The sequence below is a fragment of the Rhodococcus sp. ACS1 genome, assembly GCF_002300155.1.
Classification (GTDB): domain Bacteria; phylum Actinomycetota; class Actinomycetes; order Mycobacteriales; family Mycobacteriaceae; genus Rhodococcus_F; species Rhodococcus_F koreensis.
On record NZ_NSDZ01000013.1, the window covers coordinates 265,524 to 291,205 of the forward strand.

24 protein-coding genes and 3 pseudogenes are annotated in these 25,682 nt (G+C 66.6%); 13 read left to right on the top strand and 14 right to left on the bottom strand.

Features of this window, described 5'->3' with window-relative positions; all coding sequences use genetic code 11:
• Positions 1–2 precede the first annotated feature (2 nt).
• Together CJ179_RS47495 and CJ179_RS47500 are read right to left on the bottom strand one after the other, a co-directional pair.
• Positions 3–524, bottom strand: coding sequence for a MaoC family dehydratase (locus CJ179_RS47495; protein WP_095866118.1), 522 nt, complete (start codon positions 522–524; stop codon positions 3–5).
• A 521-nt stretch (positions 525–1,045) separates the two neighbouring features.
• Positions 1,046–1,660 carry a TetR family transcriptional regulator gene (locus CJ179_RS47500; protein WP_095866119.1) on the bottom strand — a complete coding sequence of 205 codons (615 nt, stop codon included), beginning with the start codon at positions 1,658–1,660 and terminating at the stop codon, positions 1,046–1,048.
• 160 nt (positions 1,661–1,820) lie between these two features.
• On the opposite strand from CJ179_RS47500, the gene CJ179_RS47505 reads away from it, so the two are divergent.
• From CJ179_RS47505 to CJ179_RS47530, 7 genes and pseudogenes are all read left to right on the top strand, one after another.
• On the top strand, positions 1,821–2,567 hold the full coding sequence (locus tag CJ179_RS47505; protein ID WP_095866120.1) for an SDR family NAD(P)-dependent oxidoreductase: 747 nt from the start codon (positions 1,821–1,823) through the stop codon (positions 2,565–2,567).
• 138 nt (positions 2,568–2,705) lie between these two features.
• Positions 2,706–2,846: a hypothetical protein gene (locus CJ179_RS51955; RefSeq protein WP_179377945.1), complete on the top strand. Its 141-nt coding sequence runs from the start codon at positions 2,706–2,708 to the stop codon at positions 2,844–2,846.
• A 1,717-nt stretch (positions 2,847–4,563) separates the two neighbouring features.
• A complete protein-coding gene (locus CJ179_RS47515) occupies positions 4,564–5,805 on the top strand; it encodes a hypothetical protein (protein WP_095866121.1) in 1,242 nt (413 codons plus the stop codon).
• A gap of 104 nt (positions 5,806–5,909) precedes the next feature.
• The gene (locus CJ179_RS54335; protein WP_373560198.1) at positions 5,910–6,143 is read left to right on the top strand and encodes a VOC family protein; all 234 of its coding nucleotides are present in this window, start codon (positions 5,910–5,912) and stop codon (positions 6,141–6,143) included.
• A 33-nt stretch (positions 6,144–6,176) separates the two neighbouring features.
• The gene (locus CJ179_RS53895; protein ID WP_306454280.1) at positions 6,177–6,326 is read left to right on the top strand and encodes a hypothetical protein; all 150 of its coding nucleotides are present in this window, start codon (positions 6,177–6,179) and stop codon (positions 6,324–6,326) included.
• A gap of 266 nt (positions 6,327–6,592) precedes the next feature.
• Positions 6,593–7,084 (top strand): helicase associated domain-containing protein, encoded by a 492-nt coding sequence (locus tag CJ179_RS47525; protein WP_095866154.1) that lies wholly within the window; start codon positions 6,593–6,595, stop codon positions 7,082–7,084.
• Positions 7,085–7,581: 497 nt separating this feature from the next.
• Positions 7,582–8,525 (top strand): annotated as a pseudogene (locus CJ179_RS47530) (phospholipase D family protein).
• A 134-nt stretch (positions 8,526–8,659) separates the two neighbouring features.
• Here the strand turns inward: CJ179_RS47530 and CJ179_RS47535 are convergent.
• The 7 genes from CJ179_RS47535 to CJ179_RS47565 all read right to left on the bottom strand — a co-directional run bounded on the left by CJ179_RS47535 (position 8,660) and on the right by CJ179_RS47565 (position 15,119).
• Positions 8,660–9,001, bottom strand: a complete 342-nt coding sequence (locus CJ179_RS47535; protein ID WP_257016283.1) for a hypothetical protein — start codon at positions 8,999–9,001, stop codon at positions 8,660–8,662.
• 5 nt (positions 9,002–9,006) lie between these two features.
• On the bottom strand, positions 9,007–9,258 hold the full coding sequence (locus CJ179_RS47540; RefSeq protein WP_095866123.1) for a hypothetical protein: 252 nt from the start codon (positions 9,256–9,258) through the stop codon (positions 9,007–9,009).
• A 142-nt stretch (positions 9,259–9,400) separates the two neighbouring features.
• On the bottom strand, positions 9,401–11,413 hold the full coding sequence (locus CJ179_RS47545) for a cutinase family protein (protein WP_095866124.1): 2,013 nt from the start codon (positions 11,411–11,413) through the stop codon (positions 9,401–9,403).
• 205 nt (positions 11,414–11,618) lie between these two features.
• A complete protein-coding gene (locus tag CJ179_RS47550; RefSeq protein WP_095866125.1) occupies positions 11,619–12,416 on the bottom strand; it encodes a hypothetical protein in 798 nt (265 codons plus the stop codon).
• The gene (locus CJ179_RS47555; protein ID WP_095866126.1) at positions 12,416–14,356 is read right to left on the bottom strand and encodes a hypothetical protein; all 1,941 of its coding nucleotides are present in this window, start codon (positions 14,354–14,356) and stop codon (positions 12,416–12,418) included. Before CJ179_RS47555 ends, CJ179_RS47550 begins: the two co-directional genes overlap by 1 nt.
• Positions 14,353–14,745 (bottom strand): hypothetical protein, encoded by a 393-nt coding sequence (locus CJ179_RS47560; protein ID WP_095866127.1) that lies wholly within the window; start codon positions 14,743–14,745, stop codon positions 14,353–14,355. The genes CJ179_RS47555 and CJ179_RS47560 overlap by 4 nt, the downstream gene beginning before the upstream one ends.
• Positions 14,746–14,933: 188 nt before the next feature.
• A complete protein-coding gene (locus tag CJ179_RS47565; RefSeq protein ID WP_005572022.1) occupies positions 14,934–15,119 on the bottom strand; it encodes a hypothetical protein in 186 nt (61 codons plus the stop codon).
• A gap of 296 nt (positions 15,120–15,415) precedes the next feature.
• On the opposite strand from CJ179_RS47565, the gene CJ179_RS47570 reads away from it, so the two are divergent.
• Positions 15,416–17,896: an SEC-C domain-containing protein gene (locus CJ179_RS47570; RefSeq protein ID WP_095866128.1), complete on the top strand. Its 2,481-nt coding sequence runs from the start codon at positions 15,416–15,418 to the stop codon at positions 17,894–17,896.
• Positions 17,897–18,229: 333 nt separating this feature from the next.
• Here CJ179_RS47570 and CJ179_RS47575 read toward each other — a convergent pair whose 3' ends face one another.
• Positions 18,230–18,901 (bottom strand): RES family NAD+ phosphorylase, encoded by a 672-nt coding sequence (locus CJ179_RS47575; RefSeq protein ID WP_095866129.1) that lies wholly within the window; start codon positions 18,899–18,901, stop codon positions 18,230–18,232.
• Positions 18,898–19,491, bottom strand: a complete 594-nt coding sequence (locus CJ179_RS47580) for a helix-turn-helix domain-containing protein (RefSeq protein WP_061043290.1) — start codon at positions 19,489–19,491, stop codon at positions 18,898–18,900. The genes CJ179_RS47575 and CJ179_RS47580 overlap by 4 nt, the downstream gene beginning before the upstream one ends.
• Positions 19,492–20,312: 821 nt before the next feature.
• Here CJ179_RS47580 and CJ179_RS47585 point away from each other — a divergent pair.
• The 3 genes from CJ179_RS47585 (at position 20,313) to CJ179_RS47595 (ending at position 22,634) form a co-directional block, all read left to right on the top strand.
• Positions 20,313–20,621 (top strand): calcium-binding protein, encoded by a 309-nt coding sequence (locus CJ179_RS47585; protein ID WP_095866130.1) that lies wholly within the window; start codon positions 20,313–20,315, stop codon positions 20,619–20,621.
• An 8-nt stretch (positions 20,622–20,629) separates the two neighbouring features.
• The gene (locus CJ179_RS47590; RefSeq protein WP_095866131.1) at positions 20,630–21,976 is read left to right on the top strand and encodes a helicase-associated domain-containing protein; all 1,347 of its coding nucleotides are present in this window, start codon (positions 20,630–20,632) and stop codon (positions 21,974–21,976) included.
• A 223-nt stretch (positions 21,977–22,199) separates the two neighbouring features.
• Entirely contained in the window at positions 22,200–22,634 is a 435-nt protein-coding gene (locus CJ179_RS47595) for a hypothetical protein (RefSeq protein WP_143048827.1), read from the top strand.
• A 68-nt stretch (positions 22,635–22,702) separates the two neighbouring features.
• Here CJ179_RS47595 and CJ179_RS54340 read toward each other — a convergent pair.
• Positions 22,703–22,783, bottom strand: a pseudogene (locus CJ179_RS54340) (ParA family protein); the annotation flags it as partial.
• A 378-nt stretch (positions 22,784–23,161) separates the two neighbouring features.
• Positions 23,162–23,389, bottom strand: a complete 228-nt coding sequence (locus CJ179_RS47605) for a hypothetical protein (protein ID WP_061043295.1) — start codon at positions 23,387–23,389, stop codon at positions 23,162–23,164.
• 297 nt (positions 23,390–23,686) lie between these two features.
• On the opposite strand from CJ179_RS47605, the gene CJ179_RS47610 reads away from it, so the two are divergent.
• The gene (locus CJ179_RS47610; protein ID WP_095866133.1) at positions 23,687–24,625 is read left to right on the top strand and encodes a phospholipase D family protein; all 939 of its coding nucleotides are present in this window, start codon (positions 23,687–23,689) and stop codon (positions 24,623–24,625) included.
• Positions 24,626–24,855: 230 nt separating this feature from the next.
• Positions 24,856–25,137 (top strand): annotated as a pseudogene (locus tag CJ179_RS47615) (DUF4193 domain-containing protein); the annotation flags it as partial.
• Between the two features lie 253 nt (positions 25,138–25,390).
• Here the strand turns inward: CJ179_RS47615 and CJ179_RS51960 are convergent.
• Complete coding sequence (locus CJ179_RS51960; protein WP_162850281.1) at positions 25,391–25,561, bottom strand: hypothetical protein; 171 nt, start codon at positions 25,559–25,561, stop codon at positions 25,391–25,393.
• Between the last annotated feature and the right edge of the window lie 121 nt (positions 25,562–25,682).

The following is a 25,682-nucleotide window of genomic DNA, read 5'->3' on the forward strand; positions in this document are numbered from 1 at the left end:
GGTCAGACCAGAGGTCCCGACTTCGCCTCCGGAAAATAGTCCTGGCCGAGGCCCGTCTCACGAAAGGGGATCAACGCCGAGCGCTGCCAGGACATGATGGTGTCCCCGTCCTGATTCAGTCCACGTGTACGCATCTCGATGATTCCGAAACCGGGGCGCGACGAGCTGGGACGCGCACCCGTACATACGCTTTCCGCGTAGACGGTGTCTCCGACGTAGACGGGGTGCGTGAGCGCCAGATCCGTCAATCCCAGATTGGCAACCGCATTCTGACTCATGTCCAGCACGGACAACCCGAGCACCAACGCGATCGTCAGTCCGGAGTTGACCAAAATGCGTCCCTCCGACACGGGGTTTCGCGCCGCATAGTCGGCATTGAAGTGATTCTGGTTCAGATTGCACGTGAGCAAGGTGAACCATGTGCAGTCCGCCTCGCTAATCGTTCGACCGAGCGGGTGCTGGTAAACATCGCCAACCTCGAAGTCCTCGAAGAATCGGCCGATCTGTGCTTTGTGTAGGGCCATAGTTGTATGGCTACCATACGCATACTCCTGTGTCTATGATGATTGCGCGCGGTCTTCATGGGCCTTCAACGTCGCTCTCACTCGGGACGCGATGCGACGTTCGATGCTTCTAGCCCCGTGATCTGGTCCTATGCGAACGACGCGGGGTTGTGTCATCAATGCGATTTCGCCTGCCGCCCACTACCTTCTTCGCGGTCCGCGGGGCTACGTGTGTAGGTGCCGTGCAGGAGTGCCAGTCACCACACGCAGTCGCGCGCACTGGTCGTGCAGGTCTGGTCCACTTAGGCTTTGCCGGGGTCTCATTGCGGGTGTCGCAGCCGTGGGGCCGGCCCCGAGGGTGGCGTCTCGTCGGCCAACGAGGATCCGAACCTCGCCCACGCGCAACCGGCCGTTGCGCCCCGAGCGAGGCGGTTCCAGGTCAGCACCGACGATGGCAGAACACCCGGTCAGGCCATCGCGGTGAATACACCTAATGCGACGAACCGGCGCAGGGTCTCGGCCCAGTCGCTGAGTAGTCCACGTCAGTTCTCAGCCAACAGCCCGTTCAACGCAGTGAACACTGTTCGCAAGTTGTGGTCGAGTCGGTCGAGGATGTCTTCGCGGTCGTCGTCCGTATTGAGCCAATTCCGGAGTTCGGAGAGGAACATGCCCCGGGCCGCACCGGCGATTGCCATCGGGATGGCATCCTGCGGAGAAAGGCCCGTGCGAGTAGCCACGAAGGTCGCGATCGTGGAGGCCCATCGTTCCCAGTGGTCGTAGGCGTCGGCGCGGAGTTCGGCGCTGCTGTCGAGCAGCCTGAAACGCTCCAGCCACACGTCGCTGTTATATATCGCCGAGCGTGTGGAGAAGACGATACTTTCGCGAACGGCATCGAGGACGCCTGGATACTCCTGCTTTTCGGTGAGATTTTCAGCCAGCCATGAAATTGTGTCGTCGAACGCCGACCAGACGACGCCGGGCTTCGACTTGAAGTAGCGAAAGAACGTCGTCCGGCCGATCCCTGCCTCTCGTGCGATGTCATCGACGCTGACCTGTTCATAGCCCTCGCGCAGCATCAGAGTGAGAGCAGCGCGCTCAACCGCATCCCGAGTGGCCGCGAACGGTCTTCCTGGGCTCCGGCGTGGCGGCGTCTGCATCCCCACACTGTAGCCACCGTGGACAGGAAGCTCCGCCGGACCATTGCATTGTGGTACTCAATCCCACTAATGTGAGCGAGCCAACACTATGCCCTCCGAGACAGCCGCCGCCGGCGTGCCCGGGTGGCGACGAGCTTCCGCATCAAGGAGTACGACGATCATGGGAAAACTGGACGGCAAGGTTGCCATCATCACCGGAGCAGCACAGGGCATGGGTGCTGCGCACGCCAGAAAGTTCATCGAGGAGGGCGCGAAGGTCGCGCTGACCGATGTCAGCGAAGTTGAAGGCAAGAAGCTTGCCGACGAGCTCGGCGCCAACGCACTGTTCCTCGAGCACGACGTCGCGTCACTCAGCGCTTGGGCCGACGTCGTCCGCCAGACCGAGGAAGCCTTCGGGCCCGTCACAGTGCTGGTCAACAATGCGGGAATCCTCGGGCCGATTAAGGATGTCGTCGAGATCAGCGAGGATGAATACCTCAAAGTCATTGCTGTCAATCAGCATTCGCAGTTCTACGGCATGAAGACGGTCATCCCCTCGATGAAGAAGGCAGGAGGCGGCACCATCGTCAACATCTCGTCGACGGCAGGGATGGTGTCTGTCGTCGGTGCGCCAAGCCTTGCCTACGTGGGCAGCAAGTTCGCCTCCCGCGGTATGACGAAGCAGGTGGCCGTGCAATTCGGCCCCGACAATATCCGGGTCAACTCGGTCCACCCGGGGTACATCAAGACTCCGATGATGGAGGCTGCCACCGACGAGACGGGCGGCGGCATCGCGGACTCGGTCCCGATCCGCCGCCTGGCCGAACCCGACGAGGTGTCGAAACTGGTTCTGTTCCTCGCCTGCGACGACTCGTCATACATCTCCGGTATGGAGCATGTCATCGATGGCGGCCTGATCGCCTCCTGACCGCCAACTCTCGGTCCCGTCATAGGGGCGACATCACTACACCCCGTCATGGCTCGCAAGAACGATGCGAACCGTAGTGCCCGTTCTCGGGATCTGCAGTTCAGGTCGTCCAAACCGAAATTAAGGAGACGCAGCCCCATGCTCGACAAGCTTTATGCAGCAATGCTCACGCTGACTGGAATCGGCTTCGGGGGTTACGTGCTGCTCGATGAAGCCACAAACGCTGTTGCGGGTGAACAGCGGAATCACCGGCAGGTACCTCACGCGCCCCTCGGCTGAGAAGGTGCGAACTGGTACCTGTGGACGATGCCGAGACGACGGGTATCGCATTCTCATCAAGACTTCGGCGTCGGACTCACCCTGAGACCGCGCGCCTGGTTGAACAGGATCCGGTGGTCACCGAGCGTGGCCCGGTCATGCTGCGACGCTGCGGCGGAGCGGGCGACAGAGCGTGGACTGAGCCGCGGTTGCTGTCGGGTACACCTTGGAGTGTGGATGCGTCGGTTGATTCAAAGCTTCGATTGACGAGTGCAAGAAGCCACATTGTGCCTGGTTCTTGCGAACCCTTCACCAAACCTGATCGCGACCGCCCTGGTCCTGGGCACCCATCCAATGTCGTCCCTAGTGACACGAAACAACCTGGAGAGTGATACGGGAATGACATGAAATCTGGAAAGTGACTCCGCTTCGCGGAACCTACCTACAGTGACGAAGAACGACGACGACATAGTTCTTTGGACGCTGAAGGCCTCGTGTCCTGACTCAGTGAATCTGATGCCGCCGACCTGCAGGGCGTCAGATTGTCTGAGCCGCAATGTTCGACTTCGCCTCACTGAATCTGATGCGCGTGGAATTTGTTGGCGTGCCGCCCGACCGATTGCACGTGGCCTGAGTCTCGACGCACGAGGACGTCGACCGCGACCAGGGGACCCCGCATCAGATTCACCGAGTCAGGTGTCCGGTGACACGGGATTGTCCTCGGTGTGGAGCTGTGACCTGGGCCGAGGAATTTTAACTGGCGGGATTCGGGTGTGCCTGTCAGCGTTTCGGGGGTTGGTGACATGGCCGCCGGGCGCTGTGTGCCAGTGAATCTTGCTTGAACCGGCGTGTGTTGCCGTCTGCTCATGCACCGTCGGCAGGCTGCGGTGATTCGCATCGGCCCTGCGAACTGGCCTGCCGGCCAGGGTGGGGTGAAGTCGAACCGAGCAAACTACAGTGGCGAGACAGCCGGGATAAGCAAGATTCATTGGCAAAAAGGAAGATCTTCTGTCACAGGACATCAGGCATCAGATCGACCGTAGGCCGCATCAGATCTGCTTTTGTAGGTTCTCGCCGATCTTGTCAGTTGTACGCCCTGCTGACCTGCGGTTTCTCGGCATCATGCCAGTGGCGGATTCTCGCTGACTTGTCGAAGTCTTGCGGTGCTGCGCCCTGATCTAGTGCAAATGCCGAGGTCAAGACGGGGCGAGTGACACGAAATTTGGAAAGTGACACCACTCCGCGGAAGCTACAGCTTTAGTCGGCATCAGATGCACTGAGCCGGGACACCTCGGTCTCCGTGTCACTCACGATCTGTGGGCACTCGGGCACGATAATTTCAGTTATCGCAACGTCGCCGCCGAAACCCCACGTCCCTGCGGTTTGCTCTGCAGAGTGTCGGTTTGCGACGGGAGCCTCAGCGACGATGCCGGGGGACGACATTGACCAGCGGCGGGGATCGGACTCACGCCCCGCGTATCGCGATCACCACGTCGTGTCGTCCCGCGCCAGCATGCAGGACGGCCACCCTGCGCTGAGAATGATGCTGTAGGCCGCGAGTGCGCCGCGGCGCACCGGGAAGGCCACGACACTCGCGACAGCACACGACGTACACGCGCGTGTGCTCGCGGGGATGGGCGCCGCATGGGCGAAACCCCGTCACCACGGGTCCTGTGCCGCAGCCGCGGCCGCGGCCGGTGCACAGGCGGCGCCGCAGCCGGCATGCGATCCTCGGGGCATGGCACGAACGTGGTTGTCGGTGACGGTGGAGCTGCTCGGCGGGCGCGGCGAGGACCTGTGGCCCTGGCCCGGCCGTATCTTCGCGGTCGGGCCCTCGCACACCTTTATGGACCTCGCGAATGCGATCAACGACGCCTTCGCCCGGTGGGACCGGGCGCACCTATCGATGTTCACCCTCGCCGACGGCCGGGTGGTCACCGACACCGAGACCGGTGCCGAGATGGTCGAATCGATCGGTGGCCCGATCACGGAGGCGGTGGACATCGAGTCGGCCAAAGTCGCCCGGCTACTGCGGCCGGGGGCGGAGTTCCAGTTCACCTTCGACCTCGGTGACAGCTGGACCCACCGCTGTGTGATCGCCGCCGAGAAGGTCGACCCCATCCAGGTTTTGGGCATCACCCCGGACAAGCCCCTGCCGTACTGGGGGTGGGGCACCATCCCGGACCAGTACGGGCGCCGGTGGGACGGCGACGACGGGGACAGCCGAGCACGCAGCAGACCAGCCGCGACGCATCCGATGCTGCTGCACGCGTGGCCCGCACGGCGGCAGGTGCCCCCGCTCGAGGTGTCGGAGGTGCGCGCCGCTATCGCAACAGCAGACGCGGTCCGGTTCCTTGCCGCGGTCCGCGGCCGCGAGGTCGACGACGCGCTGCAGCAGGTGGCCGCCGGTCTGCCGATGGCGCTGACACGCAGGCGCCGGCAGGCCGAGCCGGTGGCGGTGTCGGTCATCAACCGGCTGACCTGGCGCGCCGGCCCGGGGGATGCGGTGCTGGCCGAGGACCTGCTCGCGCATCTGCGCCGTGTCCCGGTGACGGGGCGGGCGGTGCCGGTCGACCTCGAGATGCTCGGCACCGCATTGGAGGGGGACCCGGACATATCGTCCGGCGGCTACCTCGACCTGCACACCGGACAGGTGTACGACGAGAGCAGCACCGACCCGATGATGGTCGGGCAGGACGCCGCCATTGACGTGGAGGCGCAGTCCGACCGGTGGCTCCGGTTCGACCGCACCGGATCTCGGGACGGCTGGCACGACATGGCCGCCTTCGCGCAGCGACAGCAGGATGCGGGCCTGCGGGACCGGCTGCAGCGCGCGATCGAGGGCACGGGCGCGTTCGGCCGATTCCGCGACCTCGTCCACCGGGAGGGCCTCGCCGACCAGTGGTATGCCTTCGCCGCCGACCGCCGACTGGGTCGCGCCCGCGAGTTCCTCGCCGCCCAGGGCATCCGCGTCGGCTGACCGTCAGCCTGGCCCCACCGCGCTATCGCCTTCTTCGATGGTGTCCACCCCTCACCGTGGCTTGCCGACAGCAGGTACGAGAAAGGTGTCGGGTGATTGGGACCGTGTTGGTCTTCGGAACACTCGTCATATGGGCTCGCCGCGTCCGGCGTGCGACCGAATTCTGGGCCGCAGCGCTGGCTTTGTCTCCTGGGGACGCGCACGGCGACAACGACTTCACCGATCTGTGCCTGCCCGATGGTCCCCTATTGGCGATCCAGCGCAGCGATCACGCCGCCGAACCCGAGCCGCGGTTACATCTGGACCTGTACGCGCGACCACGACGATCAAAAGGCTGAATTCGACAGGCGATCGGTCTCGGTGCGCACCGAGTGCCCTGGGACAAGTACCCGGAGGATGCGGACTTAGTGGTAGTGGCTGATACCGAGGGCAACCTGTTCTGTGTGATCGACAATGCGGGCATCGCGAAAGACTTGCGGCTCGAGCTGTCCGAAGGCGGGCGAGGTGAAAACGCCGATTGACCACGGCATACGTCTCGGTGATATGCGGCCAGATGGCACAACCGCCCGACCGTGGGGCCCACCGCCACCGATCCATGGATTCGTAAAGGCAGTCCGTTGAACACGGTCGCAGCACGCGAAAAGGCCAGTCCCGCAGGAGCCGACTTACTGCGCACAATTTTCTATCCAACACGGCTCGACGTCCGTGATAGATCGTCAAACTGGTTGACATACTTGAGGTGATGACTACTGGGACGACGTGTGACTATCGCAAGGATGTGATCGCGATGCGCGATAACCATTCCTCGGCTTCCCCACTGCAGCTCTACGCCGCGTTTCGTCGCCGTCACCCTCGAACTACGATCCCCACCGAGTACGTCACCGAATGCGGTTTCCGACTGGGGCGCTGGCAGGACCGTCAGCGGGTTGCTCGCATGCTCGGCACCCTGCCGCCCCACCGCATTGCAGAACTCGACGCGATCGGATTCGTGTGGAGTGACGACGACCGTCCCCTTCCCGCCGTATCATTCGCCGACTGCAAGCGGCGACGAATGCTCTCCGAGATTGCCGCCTACCGCGAAGAGCACGGTGACGCACTCGTTCCCGCGAACTACGTCACCGCCGACGGTGAACATCTCGGCCAGTGGCTCTACCGGGCGGTGAAGAAATGGCGAGCCAACGCCCTGCCCGACGACGAGCGTCGTCCACTCGCCGCCCTGGGCGTCTCCCCCGGCCCACGCCCCCGGGGACCACGAACAGCAGCACAACCCGTCGGATAGCCACCCCTACCCCTGCCAGCTCGGACCGCTCTCCGGTGGACAGTGGTGGCGGACGCACATGTGGACCGCATTTCGGCCGAAACATGCAGGGCCATCAGACTTTCCCTGGGCCTCTTCGGCTGCGGCTCCCTCGAACGTCAGCTTCACCTCAGGCACGTCCCTCGCTGAGGCGAAAGCGGACAAACACCGTGCCGGGAGGACCACGTCCTTCACCACCGACCTTCTCCCAGCGCCTCGCTATGGCCGGCGATGCCCTCATCCGCATACAGGTACACCCGGGGCGCGCTAGCTACGCTAGCGATGCGTGCTATCAATGACCGCGAAGCGCCCGGACGTAAATCCCCAACGGAGGCCCGGCTGTGACACTGACCACCGTCCTCCATTACCTGTGCTGCCGAGCTGCCGCGCCCAGTGGTCGTCCACCAGATCCCGTGTCCTCGACCATCCGGTCCAAACTCCCGCGCTCCGGCGGGCCTGGCCCGTTACCGTCTGTCGGTATGGGGACCACCCTCCACGGGCCGAGCCCGTGGCCACACATCACCCGCACATCCGCGCCCGCAGCGCCCGCTATGCGGCGATCGCCTACCACGGCCAGGACGCGCCCGCCCTGCTTCCACTGCGCGCCGGGAACGTGCTGGTCGTCAACGCCTCCAAGGCCGCGGTCCGGGCGCACACGCCACGTCCCCCGCCGCACTCGTGTGCTACGTGAACAAGGGTGTTCGGGTTTTGTCGTCCCCGACCCTGCATGCGAAGGTGATCGCCACGAACCGGCGAGCGTTGATTGGCTCGGCGAATGCATCCGAGAACTCCGCCTTCGCCGACGAAGCCGTCAGCATCACCGACGACCCCGAGGTTGTTGTCTCGGTGCGGAAGTTCATCGACGGCATCGACGAGATCACTGAGGTCGACGAGGTATTCATCGACAACCGCCCGGGAGTGGGAGATCGGCCGGGCGGTGCCGATCCCCGGCGTCAGCGGCAGAATCCGCGACCCGGAAACGGAGTTTTTGCCCTGCCCGGTCACCCGGATGTTCGTCAAGCATGCCGTCGGATACGAACCCTCCCCCGCCGAACACCAGGTGCTCGAGCAGCGCCGGGCGCGGCAGCGGACCACGGCCGGGCCGGCGCAAAGTATCAACTCGAATCGCTCCGCCTCGACAAACCCGCGTCCGTGAAGCGCGGCGACGTGCTCGTCTTCGTCTCTGCCGACGACCAGTGGATTTACCCGCCTGCTGTTGTGGTGTCCGACCCCATCAAGATTCCGCGGTCCGGTGGTGCGGTGCTGTTCTCCTCCGTATCCGCGCCGACCTGTCCCCGCTTCCCCTCACCGATGCCGAGACGGCGCTCACCGACCTCGGGCGTGCCGGGTCACGGCTGCGCAGTGGTCACTTCGTCCGCTCCCCCATCCTCCGGATGCCCTGCTGGCGTTGTGGGACCTCTGAAAATCAGTGAGCACACCACAGGTTCCTGCCCGCGACGCATCGGACACACTCGCGGACAAGCTCGGTGGACTTCGCTACGGCGCCAGCGATGTAGAGCAGCAGCAGCGCGAGAGGGCTCTCGGGGATGTGCTCTGTCATGACTGGTCTCGGTCGAGGATGTCGAGTGGGACGCGGTTGCGGTGGTTGATTTCCCACCGGCCGGCTTCGAGGTCGTTGAGGAGGTCGTGGCATTGCTCGACGGTACTCACGTCCGCGCTTTGCCCGATCACGTTGATCGGGCCGCGGATTCCGTTCCGCCAGTCGATGACCGTGTAGACGAAGTCACCTTGGGTGGCGAAGTCGCGTTGGCGGGTGCAGATGACGAAGTGCTCCGAGATTGCGCGGACGGTGAAGGGGCGGCGGGGTTCGAGACCGAAGCGGATCCTGTCACCGGCATCGAGTGGGATCGGAATGGTAGGTGATCCCTTGGCGTTCATCAGCGTCACCGCGCACCCCCGTCCGCGGACGGTCCTTCGAGGAACGGGGTCCGCTGATTGTCGGCGAGGGTATCCCGGTCGATGTGGCCGCGGCCCAACCCCTCTGGCCGGTGCCCGACGTGGAAACCGACGTGACCGGCATGGTGTCGGTGGGCGCCGGCCGCGCGGGCGGCCCTGCGGGTGAAGTAGGTGCGTTTGCCGCCGCAGTGCGGGCAGGTCACCCAGCAGGATGTCGGGCGGTGCGTTCGAGGGGCCAATTTTCCGGTGCTCCTATTCGACTGGGAAATTGCAGGTTCTCGGGCGTAACGTCAACGCCAAGGCGGTGACTTGAACTGCGGCGACGTCGGCCGTGAGATGATGAAGCCCGGAAGGTTTTCCTCCCGGGACGCGCCCGGATTGTCAGGCGGCGCGGGTGATCTGCAGGTTCAGCCAATCCGAGACCCACTGGATGGCGTTGCGGCCGGCGTTGTCGACGACCAGGTTCTGGTAGCTCTGGTGCGCACCGGAGGCGAAGAAGCTGGCCGCGTTCAGGCCCTCGCCGACAACGTGGGCGAGATCCTCGGCCCCCTGCGACTGCGTCATCGTCGACACCGACCCAGCGAGTGCTGCGAGGTCGAGGGTCTGCGCCTGCGTGGTGATCGCGTTCCCGACGGGATTGGCCCGCTTGCCGAGCAGCGCGGGGTCGGTCTTACCGGCTGTGCCGGTGAGCATGTTCGCGGCCACCGAGGCGAGGTCGAGGCCGAGTGGGATCAACGCCGTGGTCTGCGCGGCAGCACCGACCGGGTCTGGTAGCACCCCGGGCGGGGGAAAGAGCTTGTCCGCGGCGGCCCACGCAATTTCCTGCGCCTGACCGGCGATATTGGCCAGCTTGATCACGTCGACGTTGCCGAGGATGCTGGTGACCAGCGCCGCGATCTGGGTGTAGCCGGACGGGTCCGGGATGATCGCGAGGATGTGGGAGATCCACTTCAAGTCGACACCGGCGGCCATCTTCACCATGGGCTCGAACTGCACGTTCAGCTCTCGGGCGGTATCGCGGGTGGCGCGGACATCGCCGGCGGCAATTCTTTGTGGGAGCACGATCAGGTTGTTCAGGATCGCTGGTATATCGAGGGCGGTGACGCCGGTGACGACGTTCAGTGCCTGGTCGACGACGACTGTCGGTTTGAGGACCGACAGCACGCTCGACGCGGCCTCGAGGGCATCTGCCGGGGTGGCGGCGACGGGTGCGATCTGGCTACCAAGCGTCGCGGCGGTGCCCGCGAGTTGAGAGATTTCGGGTGCGGTGGCGGGCAGGGTGGTGGCGCCATTATTGGTGAGTTTGGTTGCGGTGTTCGCGATCGTGGCCACCGAGTCGAGTGCACCGGACAGGTCCGCTCGGCTGGCTGTAGTGAGGACCTGTGCGGCCGCGTTTTCCGGTGCGCCCACCGGGGCTGCGGCCAGGCCCGCGGTGGCAGCGGTGTTCGCGGCCCCGGACTGCAACAAGTCGGCCAGTGGGGTGAGGGTCTTGGACAGTGAGGTCGCGGTGTCGGCAATCTGGTTCACATCAACGGAACCGCCGGTGTCGGTGCCGGACAGTTGCTGTCCGAGCGCGTCGACAGTCGATCCGAGACCGGGCAGGTCTGCGCCACTGAAATCGGAGGTCAGCGCGGTAGCGACCGCCGCGTTCCCTCCCCCGGCACCGGCACCGGAGCTGGCACCGGAGCTGGGGTTACTGGGGGTTTTCGACAGGATCGACCCGAGCGATCCGAGGAAGGGGTTGGCGCCCTTGCGGATCGAGCAGTACAGGTCGTTCGGATCGCAGATCGAGGCGACCCGCCCCGCCAGTGTGCCCATGCCCTGTGACCGGGGACCGGCGATCCCCTCTCCGGAGGTCTTCGGTCCGACCGTTGCGGCGCCCTTCGTGCCGGCACCGGGATCGGCGATCAGTGCCACCCCGAGGACCTGGTCCGCATCGACCGGTCCTTGATCGTTTCCGATCGCCGACGCGAGATCGCCTGCAGCGTCTGCACCCTGGGAGTATCCGGTGATCGTGATCTTCGCGCCCCGACACTTGTCGGCGTAGGACGTCAACACGGCGGTGGCCTTGTCGACCGCGTCGGTCTTGCTGTCGGCGTAGGTGTGGCCGTTGTCGAACGCGGACGCCATGTACGGCAGCGTGTACATCTGCGCGCGAGCACCATTCTGTGCCTCGATTGCCGCCGCGACCGGGGCGAGCATGCCCACCGGCCTGTTCGGGTCGGCGTTCTCGTCGGTCTCCCAGGTGCCGGGGATGAGCAGGTTGAATGTCGCCGCGCAGTTGGTCGGGGCGGCGTTGGCGATCGCGGGTGCGGTAAGAGCGACGCCGACGACGACGGTCGCAGTGGCGATCAGTGCGACCGTGCGACGGGTCCTCGAACGTCTGGCGGGCATTGGCACCTCGATTACCGGAAGGGACACTGCTGCCTACATTCACCCATTTCGGCGTTTCCCCTCAACGGGGTGTCGGGGTGCCCCCGCTCCTCTTTCGGGCGCTGACCGGCGAGAATGGGCCGGAGTCGGGTGTTTTCACCTGCGATGGAACAAGGGCCACCCGACCCGTGCCGCGGCGGGCCGGTGGGGGTGGTCCCCCAGCGTTTTAGATCCAGTCGATGTGGACGGAGTCGATGTGGTCGAAGTGGAATCCGAACTGGTCGCTGTACTTGTCGAAGCCCTTGTTCTCTGGGTAGTCGAGGGTGGCGTGCCGCTCCAGCAGTGCCACGACGCGGGCGTGATCGTCGTTGGCCAGTGCGGCGGCGAGTTCGCGGGACTCCTCACTGGTGAACGGTGTGTCCGAGTTCGCGAAGTCCAGGGTCCGGACCCGGTAGTCGTATCCCTCGTCGGCACCGTTGCGGACCATGACTCCGCCCTTGACGCGGATGACGGCCTTCTTCGGTGTTCCGTCCGGGCGCAGCACGCCGGCGCGTTTCATGATGTCCTGTGCCTTGACGTTTTTGAGTTTCTTGCTGGCGTCCGCTCGCAGCTCGTTGGTTTCCCCGGAGCGGTATCGGGAGACGGCGGAGCGGGAGCGGCCGATCTTGGCGGCGACGGCGTCGACGCCGCCGAGGCGTTCGATCGCGGCGCGGCGTTGGGCTCGCTTGAGGACGTCCGGGTGGGGGATGCGGCCTTGCTGCGCCCACCGGCGCAACGTGCGAGCAGATGGGGGTGTGCGGCCGGCATCGATGGCCGCCTGCCGCAGGCCCTCGTTGCCGAGCTCCTTGCGCAGCTGCTTGACCGAGACCTTGCTGGTCAGCCCCGCCAGTCCCCCGCTCTTGACCTGCTTGGATTTTTCGACACCGCTGGTCGCGGCGTTGGCGACGGAAACCTTGAGGCCGTCGAGACCGACCGCCTCCTGCGCGGGCTTCTTGGTGCGCGGCTTCGGAAGATGCAGGGCCATCAGACCTCTCCCTCCCCTTCGTCCTCGTCTTCGTCGGCGAAGGCCGCCTTGATCGCCAGATTCACCTCGTGCACGTCCTGGGCCGACGCGAGGTCCGACAGGAGCGTGTCGATGAGGAGTGTGTCCTTCTCCACCGACATCTTCCCCAGCGCCTCGCTCGGGTCGGCGATGTCCTCACCGCCTGAGAGGAGGTACACCCAGGAGTCGGTGACGGTGCGGACCGGCCAACGATGGTGTTCGCGGGCGATCCGCATCGCGACGCGGCGGCCGCGCCACCGGCAGTGCGCGATGATCGCCGCCCGCCACAAAGGCTGGTGGTGGTGTTGCATCTGCTTCGCAGTCCACATGTCCGGGTTGACCATCCGCCCGATGTAGCCCTTGTAGCAGGAGCCGACGAACCGTTTCGTCGCGTCGTCGTCGGTGTCCACCGCCGTCTTGCGGGCCTCGCGCAGGATTTTGGCCCACTTGTCCAGCGTCCGGCCCTGTTGTGGGTAGACCCAGGCCTCGGTGATGTCCAAGTCGTCGAGATCGGCGCCGATCCCCCCATCAGCGACCGGTTCCCGCAGGGCGTCGAGGCTGACCGAGGTGACCCACGTCTGCACCGGTTGGTCCGCGAGCATGTGCGGGTGCGGCAACGGGAGTTTCTCGGGCAGCGACAGTGTTTGCCCGGGCGGCAGGGTGATCCGCCACAGGCCGAACGGGGCACCCTTGTCCCTCACCGCCGCAGCGGCCGCCGCCCCGCCGGTCAAGTGCTGAGGTTGCCCGTAGCCGAATTCGAGCATGCCGGCCGAGGCCAGGTAGGCGGCCCGTTGGTCGATGGACACCAACCGGCTCGTGCCGTCGAGATCCTCCGTGTCGGGTACTCGGGTCCAGCCGACAGCGGGTTCGAGATCTCCCCGCGGCGCGCCGTCCAGCGGTGGGACCGAACCGGGGGTGGTGACGACGATGCCTTTGCCGCTGCGGGTGCGTTCCCGCTTGATTTTGTCGACGAGGGCGGCGCCGGTCCGCGCGGGCGTTGGTCCCGGGAGCACCCCGAGGTGCTTGGCGCACCAGGCCAACCGGCGACCGAGTTCCCGTGCTGCCGGGAGGTCGTCGTCCGGGAGATACGTTCCGGCCGTCGGTGAGCCGAGGATGCCCATGTCACCGACGCGGTTGTGCCAACCGAAGTCCTTGTTCCAGTAGGTCCACACGTACGGTTCGATCACCACATCGACCATCGAGGTGAAGTTCCCGATCGAGCGGGACAGGTGCACCACGTGCCCGGGGTCGCCGCGCAACTCCCAGCCCGCGTTCAGCATGGGGGTGAGGGTGGCGTGCAGGACGGCGGTCAGTTCCTGGGCGGCGCGGTTTCGGAGGGCTTCCATGTCGTCGACGTCGTCTTCGCTGCCTGGGTCGATGATCCACCCGAGCAGCTCGCACGCGGCCTGTCCGACGACCCAGATCTGGGCGGGGGCGCCCAATGGTGTCAGCGAGGCCCAGCGGATCAGTTTGTCCAGCTTCTCGACGGAGTCGACGGGACCGGTCAACTCCCGCCCGGACGGTGTGTAGGTCCCGGCGGCGGTCACGATCAACGCATGACCATCGGCTTCCTCACCCACTGGCAGCGCCTCCCACACCGGCGGATCGGCCGCGTCGTTGCCAGCCTCTTCGCTGCCAGCCGCGTCGTCGTCCACTTCGTCGCCGTCCACCGCAGCGCTGTCCGTCTCGGGAGTCGGCGGGGTCGGAGCGTCGTCGGCTTCGGCGACATCCGACCGCTCGGGCGATGCAGGGTATGCGGCAGCAGCTGGCTCAGAATCCGCCCGATCTTCGGCGACGCAGACACCAGCATCGACGCAGACAGCAACCTCATCGGGGATAACGTCATCGGTGGAAGCCGAGGACGCCGTCACGGTCGCCTCGGGCAGTGCGAACAGGGGTATCTGTTCCCACGGACTGCTCATGACTCCTGCTCGGTGATCCGGCCGTCGTGATCTGCCGGCGGGACGCTGTAGCGGTCGAAGAACTCCTGCAGGGCCACGTCCACGACGTTGGTCACCGTGGATTGGCGATTGTTCACCAGCCAGTTCAAGCGGGCCTCCGTCGAGGCCAGGACGCGGGTATTGAGCGGAACCTTCGCCGGTCCCTTCCGCGGTTCCAGCTTCGCCGTCAATTCCGGACTCGGCGTTCCCGGACCACCGAAGTCTCCCGCACCGGAAGCGCGCTTCGCCGAGCCCGCGGCGGCTCGTCCGGCTCCGGTCGGGCGGCGGCGGGCGCCGCCTCCGGAATTTCCTGTCTTCGCCATCCCCACCCACTCGTGTTCGGTGTGCCGCCCGTGTACGTGCGCGGACATCACCCTACCCACTACGTGCCTTGTTGCAGGTATTTTCGCTGGCATGTTTGCGCGCAGATTTGCGCCCAAGATCTGACCGGGGTGCTACCTCCCGCCGGGGATTGACGCCGCTGGTGGCGACCTCGCCGGAGACACGGCCCGGGCACGTCAGCGCAGGAAACCGTCACGACTCGACAACCGCGGAGTCGTCATTCCACCAGCGTGATCGGCACCCCGGGGGTGATGAACAGGTGGTGCCGGGCGCCGTCATGGGTGAGCGACATCGCCACACCCAGAGTGTGTCCCTCGGCGAACCGTGCGAGCAGCTCCCGGGTGGCCTCGAACCTGGTCTGGCTGATGCCGTAGGTGACGCCATTGAAAATGAGGCTGGGCACGCTAGCTCCTTTGCTGACGGTGGATCGTTGCCGAAAGTCTCGCGGACACCGCTCCTCTGCGAGGACGGACACACCGTCGCGACCCGACGGGGGTTGCCGGTTCGGGGGTTACCAGTGGTAGACGACGGTCGGGTTGGGCTCGTCGCTGCCGACAGGCAATCGGTTGACGGAATCGTGCGCGGCGCAGCGACGCCATTTGGTTGAACTGTTGCGCCGCAGCGCAGCCGAATCCCTCGCCTAGCGACGAGTACGGTCCTTTCGACGAGACGCGCGGACACATCGCATACCCTGGCCCGGTGACCGATCCGACAGATCCCACTGCCGAAGCCGCCATGGTCCTGCTCCGCGAGCACGGGCCCATGCATACCGACGAATGGGCGCGGCGGCTGGTCGCCGAGGGGCACGGCTATCTCGCCGACATGGAGGAACTCGCCGAGTACATCGGCCATCCGCGGCTCGGCTACCTGGCGGACGGTCGCAGCGTGGCCCTCGACGCCCTCCTCGCCGGACGCGTGCTCACCCACCGGCTCACCGACGTGGAAATCGCGTCCGGCATCCTCGACGCCCACCCGGACCTGACGCCCCTGCTGCCGTTCGACGACCACGACCCGGCCGCAGGCGGGCTGAGCACCCTCTTCCGTGACCTCGACGACGACGTGTTCGACGAGCGCGGCGTCGACGATCCCGACTGGCCGACGGACGCGGCGCTGCTGCTCGAACCGGACGCACTCGTCGAATTCCGGGCCGGTGACCTGGTCGCGCTCGCCTTCGTCGACGGCGAGCTGCGGCTCACCGCCGCGGCGGCCCCACCCGCACCCGCACCCGATCTTGCGGTCGCGCTGGCCGACCTGGTGCCGATGGACCGCCCCGAGCCCCTGGACACCATCATCTGGCAGCTGATGGCCGACGACCGGGCCCTGTTCGCGGCGCCGACCACACCGATCGGCGACCTGATCACCGACGCCGGATACGTGTGCAACGGCGACGACATCGCGGTCCGGGGATTCGACTTCACCGCCCATCGCGGGAAAGCGCACGCCGCGACGGTCACGGCGGCTCACCACCTCACCGACGACGAGACGGAAGCGGTCATGGCGTTCATCGCCCTGATCGGCGTGCTCGAGCGCACCCCCGACGACGAGCGCGAGCGCGCTGTCGACGCGGTCGTGACGAGCGCGAGGGACCGGTTCGCCGGGCTCGCCCGCCCGAACGCGGCCCGCGCCGCGTTCGGCGAGGCGTACGCCACCTGCCGCGCCGGCACCGAAACCCTGCGCCTGGCCGCCGCGGTGCTCCGCGACCGCGGTCCCCGCAAGATCGCCCCGACCGCGCATTGGCTGGCGGGCAAGGCGGCCGAACTCGACGGACGGACCGCGGACGCCGAGCGGCACTACGAGCGGGCCCTGGCCGTGGACCCGAACTGGGACGAGGCGCTCGAGGCTTTGGCCCGCTTCGCGTCCGATCGTGGTGACGCGGTGCGAGCGATCGGGCTGCTCGACCGGGTCGAGGGTGCGTATCGCGAACCCATGTACGACCTGCTCCAGATGTTTCTACCCGTCGACCGGCCGGACCTGGGACGCAACGATCGGTGCTGGTGCGGATCCGGGCGCAAATACAAGGCGTGCCACCTCGGCAAGGCCGAACACCCACTGGAACTGCGGGCTGGGTGGCTGTACCAGAAGGCGGGCTCGTTCGCGCAGGGCATCGAGTGGCGGCCGCTGCTGATCTCGCTTGCCCAGATTCGGTCCGCGCACGACGACGATCCGTTCGCGCTGTATCACGCGCTCGACGACCCGCTGGTCGCGGATGTGGTGATGTTCGAGTGCGGAGCGTTCGCGCGGTTCGTCGCCGAGCGCGGCGTTCTGCTGCCGGCGGACGAACTGCTCCTCGCGCAGCAGTGGTTGCTCGCCGAGCGGTCGGTGCACGAGGTGGAGGCGGTGCGTCCGGGCGAGGGGCTGACGCTTCGCGACGTGCGCACCGGCGACCGCCTGGAGGTCACCGAGCGGACCGCCAGCAGGCAGTTGCGGGTCGGCGACTTCTTCTGCGCCCGAGTGGTTCCCGCCGGTTCCACGATGCAGATCTTCGGCGGCATCGAACCGATCGAGCCCGGGCAGCGTGGTCGGCTGATCGAGTTGCTCGATTCGGTATCCACCGACCCCGAGGAGCTGGTCGAGTTCCTCAGCGCCCGGTTCGCGCCGCCGCAGCTGGTCACCACCGACGGGCATCCGATGGTGGCGTGCCGGGCCGTGTTCGACGTGGGCGACACCGCCGGGATCCGGCGCAGGCTCAGTCGCCGCTTCGGCGCCGCCGCCGGAGACCGGTGGACCTGGACCGAGCAGGGCAGTGTGCTCGGCGTGCTGAACCTGGCCCGGGACACCGAACCCTGGGTGCTCGAGGTCGAGGCGATGAACGAGCCGCGGTTCGAGTCGCTGGTCGACGCCGTGGGGGCCGCCGATCCCGGGGCGAGACTGCGCGAGCAGACCCGGACGCCGGCAGCGGAGCTGATGGCTCAGGCGCAGGAAAACGTTCGGCCGACACACCCCGTCGACCTCGACCCCGAGGATCCCGCGATCGCGGCGGCACTCGACGAGCACATCCGCAGATACGAGCAACAGTGGCTCGACGACTCGATCCCCGCCCTCGGTGATCACACACCGCGCCAGTGCGCCGCCGATCCCACCCGCCGCGACGACCTGATCCGGCTGCTCGACTCCTTCCCGCAGAAGGAGCGCCCGGGGGCGATGAGCGCGCACCGACTGCGGGAAGCATTGGGACTCTAGAGTTCCGGCTGCCGCCCACGCACCGAACCCGGCGAGTCGTCGCCCAAGGGCGACGACCGTGTCCCGCTCCCGGGGCGAGGGCGAGGGCGGCACGGTGGGCGTCGTTGAGCGGGTTTTCCGCCCGTGCCCGTGTGTCCACCGGGTTCGTAGCGCGGCGAGGTGTCGACCGGGTGCCTGCACGACCGCGGACGGTTGACCCAACCGGCTTCAGGCGGCGTCGAGAGCCTGCTCGACGGTCAGCGGTGTGCGGTATGCACTCGGGATGGCGGAGATCCGCACCAAACACGGCGACGACGATCCAGTCGAATCCGATCGGTGCGGGCCGGGACAGAGTTAGACCGTCGATGCGTATCCGATGGTGCGTGCGGCGGTGCGGATGATCGGCCGCACGCGCGGGTGATCGAGTGGTCGAGTGAACTCGGGGTCGGTGGGGAACGAGTCGGCGGCGGGGTTCCACAGGACGACGTTCGGACGGCCGGTCATGGTCGACGGTACGTACAGACCGTCGAGATGCGGCCATGTCAGGTGGATGGTGCGTGCCCAGGTGCGGCACACAGTGCGCGGTCCGTGCAGCAGTGCGTACGAGGCGCGGTGACGTATCAGCCACGTTTCGGTGAGGTTCAGCAGATTCAGGGGACGGGTCGGGCGCCACCCGGTCAGGGCAGGCGCCCCGATCGTGGTGTCGATCGTTCGTGTCGCCTGGTACACCTCGGCCAGCGCGGTGGCGACATCGCAGGCGGCGTAGAGGACCCCGGTCGTGGTCGCTGCCGTGGCGGGGCCGGGGTGCGGGTCGTAGCGCATGGACGCGATCGGCCCGTAGGTGCGCAGAGTCCGCCAGGACACCACGTGGGGACCGGTGGTGCGCAGAGTCCGCCAGGACACCACGTGGGGACCGGTGGTGCGGTGGATCCGCCACAGCACACCGTCGTATGCCAGGACGTCCTCCGGGGCAACGGTGAGCGGGGTCCGCGGTGCCCGCGGAATCTTCGGGTGCCGACCGCTCACCAGGTGTCGAGGGATTCCAGGAGCGCGGCCACAGGTGCCGGGTCCGCCGCCGCGGCCAGATGCTCGAGCGGGGTCCGGTCGCCGAGGTCGGGTTGTGAGGTGTGCATGAGCGCGGCGACCGACACGGGGCTGGCGGTCGAGGGGATGGCCGCCACGACAGTACTGAGTCCCGGCAAGACATCGTCGCTGACGAACTGCCATCGCGGGATGCGGCGGTGCCCGTGCAGATCGAACGCCCACAGCGTGCGCGCGGTGAGCCGCCGGGACACCACCGACCTGTCGATGCCGAGCAGCGCCGCCGCTTCCTTGACGTCCAACGAATCCGCGAGCACCGTCACGGTTTGCCGCGCGATCTCCACCGCGCGAGCGCGGATCTCGGCCACCGACGACCACTGGTCGAGGACTTCGCCGACGCCCTCGCCGGCGTGGGTGCGGAGGAACTCGATCTCTCCAGCCGACAATGTGTCCGACGCGGCGGGTACCGCGGTGAGTGCAGCGTCGAGTTCGCGAAGCATCTCGCGGGCGGTGAGGTCGACGTGATGCTTGGCCAGCAGCGCGTCGAGCGAATCCACCCTCTCCAACGACCTCATATGCACATCTTAGCGTGCTTGTGCACTCTTGTGCACATTAGTCGCCGGAGTTGGCGCCTGCGGGGTCGCGCGAGGCAGCACGAGATTGCATCGCAGCATTCTGATCTCACCGAGCTACATGTCGCCTGGACAGCTTCGGGAGCCCGAAGCCGAGCCGGGACAGCGGCGGGGTTACCCCGGTAATGAAACCCTGTTTCGATAAGGCACCCTCTGGTGGCGATTCGCCTGCTCGAATCCGTTGCCGAGCTACCAGCTCGCGAGCTGCTGACTCCCCGGCCGTTGCGCATCGGTGGCGACTCCCGTCGCCAGCGGCCGCGACGAAACACCGCCCTCAGGACGAAACACCGCCCTCAGAAGGGACCAGGACGCGACACCTCCGCCGAGTAACGCCTTCATCCCCACCAGAGGCATCACGTCATCAGAGGCATCACGTCGTCGGGGCCCTCACGACCCAATGCCCCACAATGTTCCCACTCCAAGGCGCGTCCCCCGCCCCACGCAACGAGGGGCTACCCACCACATCTCGGGAACTGCCCTCTCCACGGCGGCGCACCAGGCCCATCGAATAGCTGAGCCCACACTTGCCGGCGCCCCCACCAGCAGGTGCAACCAGGTGACGCGCATGAGCAGCGTCATCATCAGCTTCCCCAACACTGGTGGCGCATCGAGATGCTCCTCCACCTGGACGAGCGCTGTGTTGTGGAGAACGGGTCGAGGCCTGGGGCTGGCGTGAACCACCGCGCCGCTCTCAGCTGGCGGGGTGGCACCGTTGCTGCGGACCGGGCCGGACGCCTGGTCGGCGTCCGGCTATCCTCGGCGCGGTGAGGTCACCGAATCGTGCGGCGCTCGCGGCCCTGGTCGCCGAGGCCACCGTCGACTGCTACAACGACAGCGAATGCGTCACGGGTTTCTACACCATGCTCGACGACCATCTCGAACTGCCGTTCCAGACATCTGTGTTGGGTGCCCAGGTCACCGTGTCGGGCATCGACCTGGCCGACGAACACATCGTGGTGATCTGCGCGCGTGGCCGGTCGCGACAGCGCATCCCCAGCCTCGATCTGCCGTTGCCGACGCCTCCGCCCGCCGGTGCGCAGTGGATCGAGGCATACCGCCACTGGCTGAGGTAGGCGAGGACATGAGTGTGAACACCGGCAACACCGGACCCCTGAGCGCGATCGGCGAGCACCGGATACGAGCGACCGAGCAAGAAGCCTCGCTGAACCTGCACACGGTGCTGCAGCTGTGCGCGGCGGGTGAACTGCGGTGCAGCGAGAAGACCCGCCGCCCCTCCGCGGCGACGGTCGCTGCCGTGGGCTCTCAGCTCGCGCACGGCGACTTCTACCTGCACGACCCGATCGCGTCGTTCGCGTGGCCGCTGATCATCCAGGCCGGTGGGCTCGCCAAGATCGAGGGCGGGCGCCTCCACCTGACCCCCAAGGGCCGCACCGCCCTGCGTCGGCCGCCGGCAGAGGTCATCCGGCAACTGTGGCAGCGCTGGCTCACCCACGCGGTGATCGACGAGTTCAGCCGACTCGAGACAATCAAGGGCCAGCGCGCACGCAATGTCCTCACCTCGGCCAAGACTCGCCGACAGACGGTCGCGCAGGCATTGGCCAGCTGCCCACCCGGCGAGTGGATCAGCGTGGATTCCCTATTCACGACCATGCGACGGAAAGGGATGAGCCCCACCGTCGCCCGCAGCGAGATGGCGCTGTGGAAGCTCTATCTCGTCGACTCCCACTACGGCAGTTTGGGCTACGACGGCCACCACCGGTGGGAGATCCTCGAGGGCCGCTACACGGCCGCGGTGCTGTTCGAGTACGCCGGCACGCTGGGACTGCTCGACCTCGACTACCTCCACCCCACCGGCGCCCGATCGGACTTCCACGACAACTGGGGCGGCGACGATCTGGACGCGCTGAGCAGGTACGACGGACTGCAGTCGATCCGACTCACCGCCCTGGGCTGCTACGCCCTGGGCCTGACCGACACCTACCACCGGCCCACCGACGACGAGACCACCGCGGCGCTCAAGGTCCTGCCCAACCTCGACGTCGTCGCCACCGGAATCCTGTCCCCCGGTGATCAGCTTCTCCTGTCCGCCTATGCCGCGCACACCGCGGACCGGGTCTGGACCATCTCCGCCGCGAGTCTGCTGTCCGCGATCGATACCGGCCGCAACCTCGAGGACCTCGCCACCTTCCTCGCCCAGCGGACCACTCATGAGCTGCCCGGCTCGCTGACGACCCTCCTCACCGATGTCACCCGCCGCGCCACCCAGCTGACAGACCTCGGCCACGCCCGGGTGATCGAATGCACCGATGACGCACTGGCCGCGCTCATCACCCGCGACCGCGCACTCCGCAACCTGTGCCGCCCGATCGGCGACCGCCATCTCGCGGTCCCACTCGAACACGAACTGAAATTCCGCAGGGCCCTGTTGAAACTCGGCTACGTCCTGCCGAGACAGACCACCCCCTGAGCGACGTCGTCACACACCGCCGGCTCTGCACCCCGTTCTTCCGGAGGTGGGCCGTCGCGGTGGCCGAGTTCGTCTGGTACAGGCGAGCGTTGACGGTGAACGTCCCGGTCCGCCTCCGTTGATGACCATCGCATTCGACGTCACGACGGAATCCGGGTAGGTCGTCGTAGCCGCGACCATCGGCGTCGTCTGCGTCGCAGTCGCGGTGTTGCTCGGGGTGTACATGGATGAGACCAGAGCCTTCATCGATTTCATTTGCACAGCAGCCACGGTCGGCGTGCTCATCGCAGCCGTGGCCGTTGCCTTGGCTGCGGGGACTGTCGAGGACGCGGACCGACCCGGAGCGGCTGCCGCAGCGGACGCGGTCATCACCGGGGCGGTGACCTTCGAGCCGCCGGGACGACCGGTGCAGGGGAGCGTCGAGGACGCCGTTATCACCGGTGCAGCGACGGTCGCGGTTCCGGTCGCTGTCACGACGGCCGCAGGCATCGCCGCCGTTGCAGTCATCATGGGCGGCTGCCGGTTGGCATCTGCCGACACGGCGTGGTCGCCGATCGCCGCGGTCGCGGTCATCGCAACAGCCGAGTCGCGCACCCACGAAGGGACCACCTCTCCCCGCACCCGCGCATTATTGAACTGCTCGGGCACGTCGACCTGAGGAGACCGTCATGGCCCCGGCAACCCCGGATTCGGTGCCCCCTCGGTCGAATGCACTCGGTTGCTGCGGCCGTTCTGACGCGCTCGAAGGTAGCGAGCTGCGAGGAGCTCCACTCCCGACAAGCTTGCATCGTCGGTTCCGATGGGCAGCCGTCACGCGCGGTTCCATGACCACCGCAGCTTCCACGCGAAGCCGAAGGCGGCGATCCTCCCGGATCGTGCCGACCCGTCATTCCACCAGCGTGATCGGCACCCCGGGTGTGCTGATCAGGTGGTGTCGAGCGCCGCCATGGGTGAGGGACATGGTCACTCCCCTGGTGTGTCCCTCGGCGAACCGTGTGAGCAGCTCGCGGTGGCCTCGAATCTGGTGTGGCTGATGTCGTATGTGATGCCGTTGAGAATGAGGCTGGCCACCATACCCTCCTTCTGCTGACCGGTGGATAGTTGCCGAAAGTCTCGCGCACACCCACTCATCCACGAGGACGGACACACCGTCACGGCCCGCAGGGGTGTCGGCTGCGGGGCGGGCTACCAGCGGTAGATGACGCTCGGGTTCGGCTCGTCGCTGCCCCGAATCGCGATCGGAGTCGCCGGCGTAATCAGGAGGCGAACCGTGGAGTTCTGGCTGACGAAACCGACGAATCCGCCGTTGCCGTTGTCTTCGAAGATGCGCCGGACAGCTTCCTCGAGGCCGTGGGCGGCGGCCGCATCGGCGAGCGGATATCGGATTCCGTCGTAGATCGCTTCGTAACTCATGAGCCTTCTCCCGGTGTCGTGGTGCTTACAGCGTAGGAGCGCCACCTTTAGCCGCTTTTGGTGTTATTAGCTTCTTTAGGGTTGGGCAGCGTTTCCGATCCCGCTCCAGCCCGCCGCGGGCGTGCACAGCGGGCGTGCACAGCGGGCGCGGACAGCGGGCGTGGACAGCGGGCGTGGACAGCGGGCGCGGACAGCGGGCGCGGACAGCGGGCGTGGACAGCGTCGGCCTCCGATACTGAGCAGGCATCCACCAGGACCATCGGCATTCGGGCCGGTCGGCGGTTACCGTCTGTCGGTATGGGGACCACCTTCCACGGGCCGAGCCCGTGGCCGCACATCACCCGCGCCATCCGCACTCGCGGCGCCCGGTACGCCGCGATCGGCTACCTCGGCCAGGACGCACCCGAGCTGCTCCCGCTGCGCGCCGGGGACGTCCTGGTCGTCAACGCCTCCACGGCCGCTATCCGGGCGCACGCCACCTCCCCCGCCGCCCTCGCGTACTACGTGAACAAGGGGGTGCGGGTGCTGTCGTCGCCGACCCTGCACGCCAAGGTGATCGCGACCAACACCCGGGCGGTGATCGGGTCGGCGAACGCATCCGAAAACTCCACCCTCGCCGACGACGCCGTGGTCATCACCGACGACCCCGAGATCATCGCCTCCGTCCGGAAGTTCATCGACAGCCTCGACGAGATCACCGAGGTCGATCAGGTGTTCCTCGACGACGCGATCCTCGAGTGGGAGACCGGCCGCGCGGTCCCCCTGCCCGGGGTCACCGGCCGCGTTCGCACCGAGACAAATTTCCTGCCGACGCCGGTGACCCGGATGTTCGTCAAACACGCCGTCGACTACGAACCCACCCGCACCGAACAACAGGTCCTCGACGAGCAGCGGGGCCGGCACCACAGCCGCGGCGGCCCGGCGGCGAAGTATCAGCTCGAATCGCTTCGCCTCGACAGGCCCAGCGGTGTGAAGCGGGGCGACGTGATCGTCTTCGCCGATGACGAGTGGATTTACGCCCCGGCCGTCGTGGTGTCCGACCCCATGAAGATCCCGCGGTCCGGTGGAGCGGTTCTGTACTTCCTGCGCCTGCGCACCGGCCTGTCCCCGCTCCCCCTCGAAGACGCCGAGAAGGCGCTGACCGATCTCGGGCACCCTGGCTCACGGCTGCGGACTGACCACTTCGTCCGCTCCCCTGGCCTTAGGTCCGCGTTGCTGGGGTTGTGGGACCTGTGATCGTCAGCGGGTCTGTGTCAGTGTGAGAGTCAGCGCCGCAAAACCGGAGCGTCGTGCGTTCGTCGCGCCTTGACGGATCCGCCCCAGCGCTCGCGATCCCCGGGGACCGGCGGGGTAGACCCGTTTGGACACCCGTAGAACTGACCTCGCACCAGGCGGGGCGAGCAACTTTAGGTGCGGCCTGGCGGATCCGAACACCCAGAGCATGAGGACGAAACAGCCATGGCCACGACTACGATGCACCGACAGTCACCGAATCCGACGAGACGGACACTTCCCTCGAACAGCTGACCTCCAGCCGGGAAAGGCACCCAGTCACTCGTCGTCGACGTCGAAGACACCGATACCGCCGAATCCTTCGAACTGCCCGGCGCCGACCTATCCGGTGAGAAATTCACCGTCTACGTCATCCCCCAAAGTTGGACGAATTCACTTGCACCAGCTGCTTCCTCGTCCACCACCGCAGCCGCCTCGCCGACGCTGCCCAGGTGGTCTGCCGGGAATGCGCCTAGGACACATCGATTTCCTGAGGGCACCGGGACTTATCGAGACTCCCGAAACACCGAGAACCCCCGCCTCCCGAAACCCCTCGGACGCATCCGCAGGCGGCGCTGTCTGCCGCCGATCACACCCGATGTCTGCTGGGTGTCCGCACAGCCGGATCCGGATCATGGTCGGGCGGTGGGAGCTCGGGTCGATGGTCAGGTCTTCGGGATCGGCGAAGATCAGTCGCCCGTCGTCGAGCGCGATTGTGCACGGACGGAATCAGCTCTGATCCCACGGCGATTGCTCGAGACTGTTGAGCTCATCGAGAACCAGGTCGACGGCGGTGGTCGGGATCCGGAAGTTTGTGCCCTCCGATGCCCGGAGGCGGTCGCGGACGTAGGCAAGCATGTCGAGCTCACGCTCGACTTCGGCTGCGGTTCGGTCGTTCACGGTCCCATCATCCTGCCCTGAGTCGGCGGCGAACCTGCGCCGCCCTAGGGCATGTCTCCCAATAATTTAAGCCATTCGACGATGCCGGCGAGCAGGAATCCGGCCCGGTAGGTCAGGGCAA

Coding starts and splice junctions, on each gene's coding strand:
- CJ179_RS47580 (WP_061043290.1), bottom strand. CDS start 19,491: ATGAGGTCGTTGGAGAGGGTGGATTCGCTCGACGCGCTGCTGGCCAAG.
- CJ179_RS47535 (WP_257016283.1), bottom strand. CDS start 9,001: ATGAACGCCAAGGGATCACCTACCATTCCGATCCCACTCGATGCCGGT.
- CJ179_RS47595 (WP_143048827.1), top strand. CDS start 22,200: ATGGATGAGACCAGAGCCTTCATCGATTTCATTTGCACAGCAGCCACG.
- CJ179_RS47500 (WP_095866119.1), bottom strand. CDS start 1,660: ATGCAGACGCCGCCACGCCGGAGCCCAGGAAGACCGTTCGCGGCCACT.
- CJ179_RS47555 (WP_095866126.1), bottom strand. CDS start 14,356: ATGAGCAGTCCGTGGGAACAGATACCCCTGTTCGCACTGCCCGAGGCG.
- CJ179_RS47590 (WP_095866131.1), top strand. CDS start 20,630: ATGAGTGTGAACACCGGCAACACCGGACCCCTGAGCGCGATCGGCGAG.
- CJ179_RS47560 (WP_095866127.1), bottom strand. CDS start 14,745: ATGTCCGCGCACGTACACGGGCGGCACACCGAACACGAGTGGGTGGGG.
- CJ179_RS51955 (WP_179377945.1), top strand. CDS start 2,706: ATGCTCGACAAGCTTTATGCAGCAATGCTCACGCTGACTGGAATCGGC.
- CJ179_RS47550 (WP_095866125.1), bottom strand. CDS start 12,416: ATGGCCCTGCATCTTCCGAAGCCGCGCACCAAGAAGCCCGCGCAGGAG.
- CJ179_RS47495 (WP_095866118.1), bottom strand. CDS start 524: ATGGCCCTACACAAAGCACAGATCGGCCGATTCTTCGAGGACTTCGAG.
- CJ179_RS47545 (WP_095866124.1), bottom strand. CDS start 11,413: ATGCCCGCCAGACGTTCGAGGACCCGTCGCACGGTCGCACTGATCGCC.
- CJ179_RS47525 (WP_095866154.1), top strand. CDS start 6,593: ATGCGCGATAACCATTCCTCGGCTTCCCCACTGCAGCTCTACGCCGCG.
- CJ179_RS47605 (WP_061043295.1), bottom strand. CDS start 23,389: ATGAGTTACGAAGCGATCTACGACGGAATCCGATATCCGCTCGCCGAT.
- CJ179_RS47610 (WP_095866133.1), top strand. CDS start 23,687: ATGGGGACCACCTTCCACGGGCCGAGCCCGTGGCCGCACATCACCCGC.
- CJ179_RS47515 (WP_095866121.1), top strand. CDS start 4,564: ATGGCACGAACGTGGTTGTCGGTGACGGTGGAGCTGCTCGGCGGGCGC.
- CJ179_RS47505 (WP_095866120.1), top strand. CDS start 1,821: ATGGGAAAACTGGACGGCAAGGTTGCCATCATCACCGGAGCAGCACAG.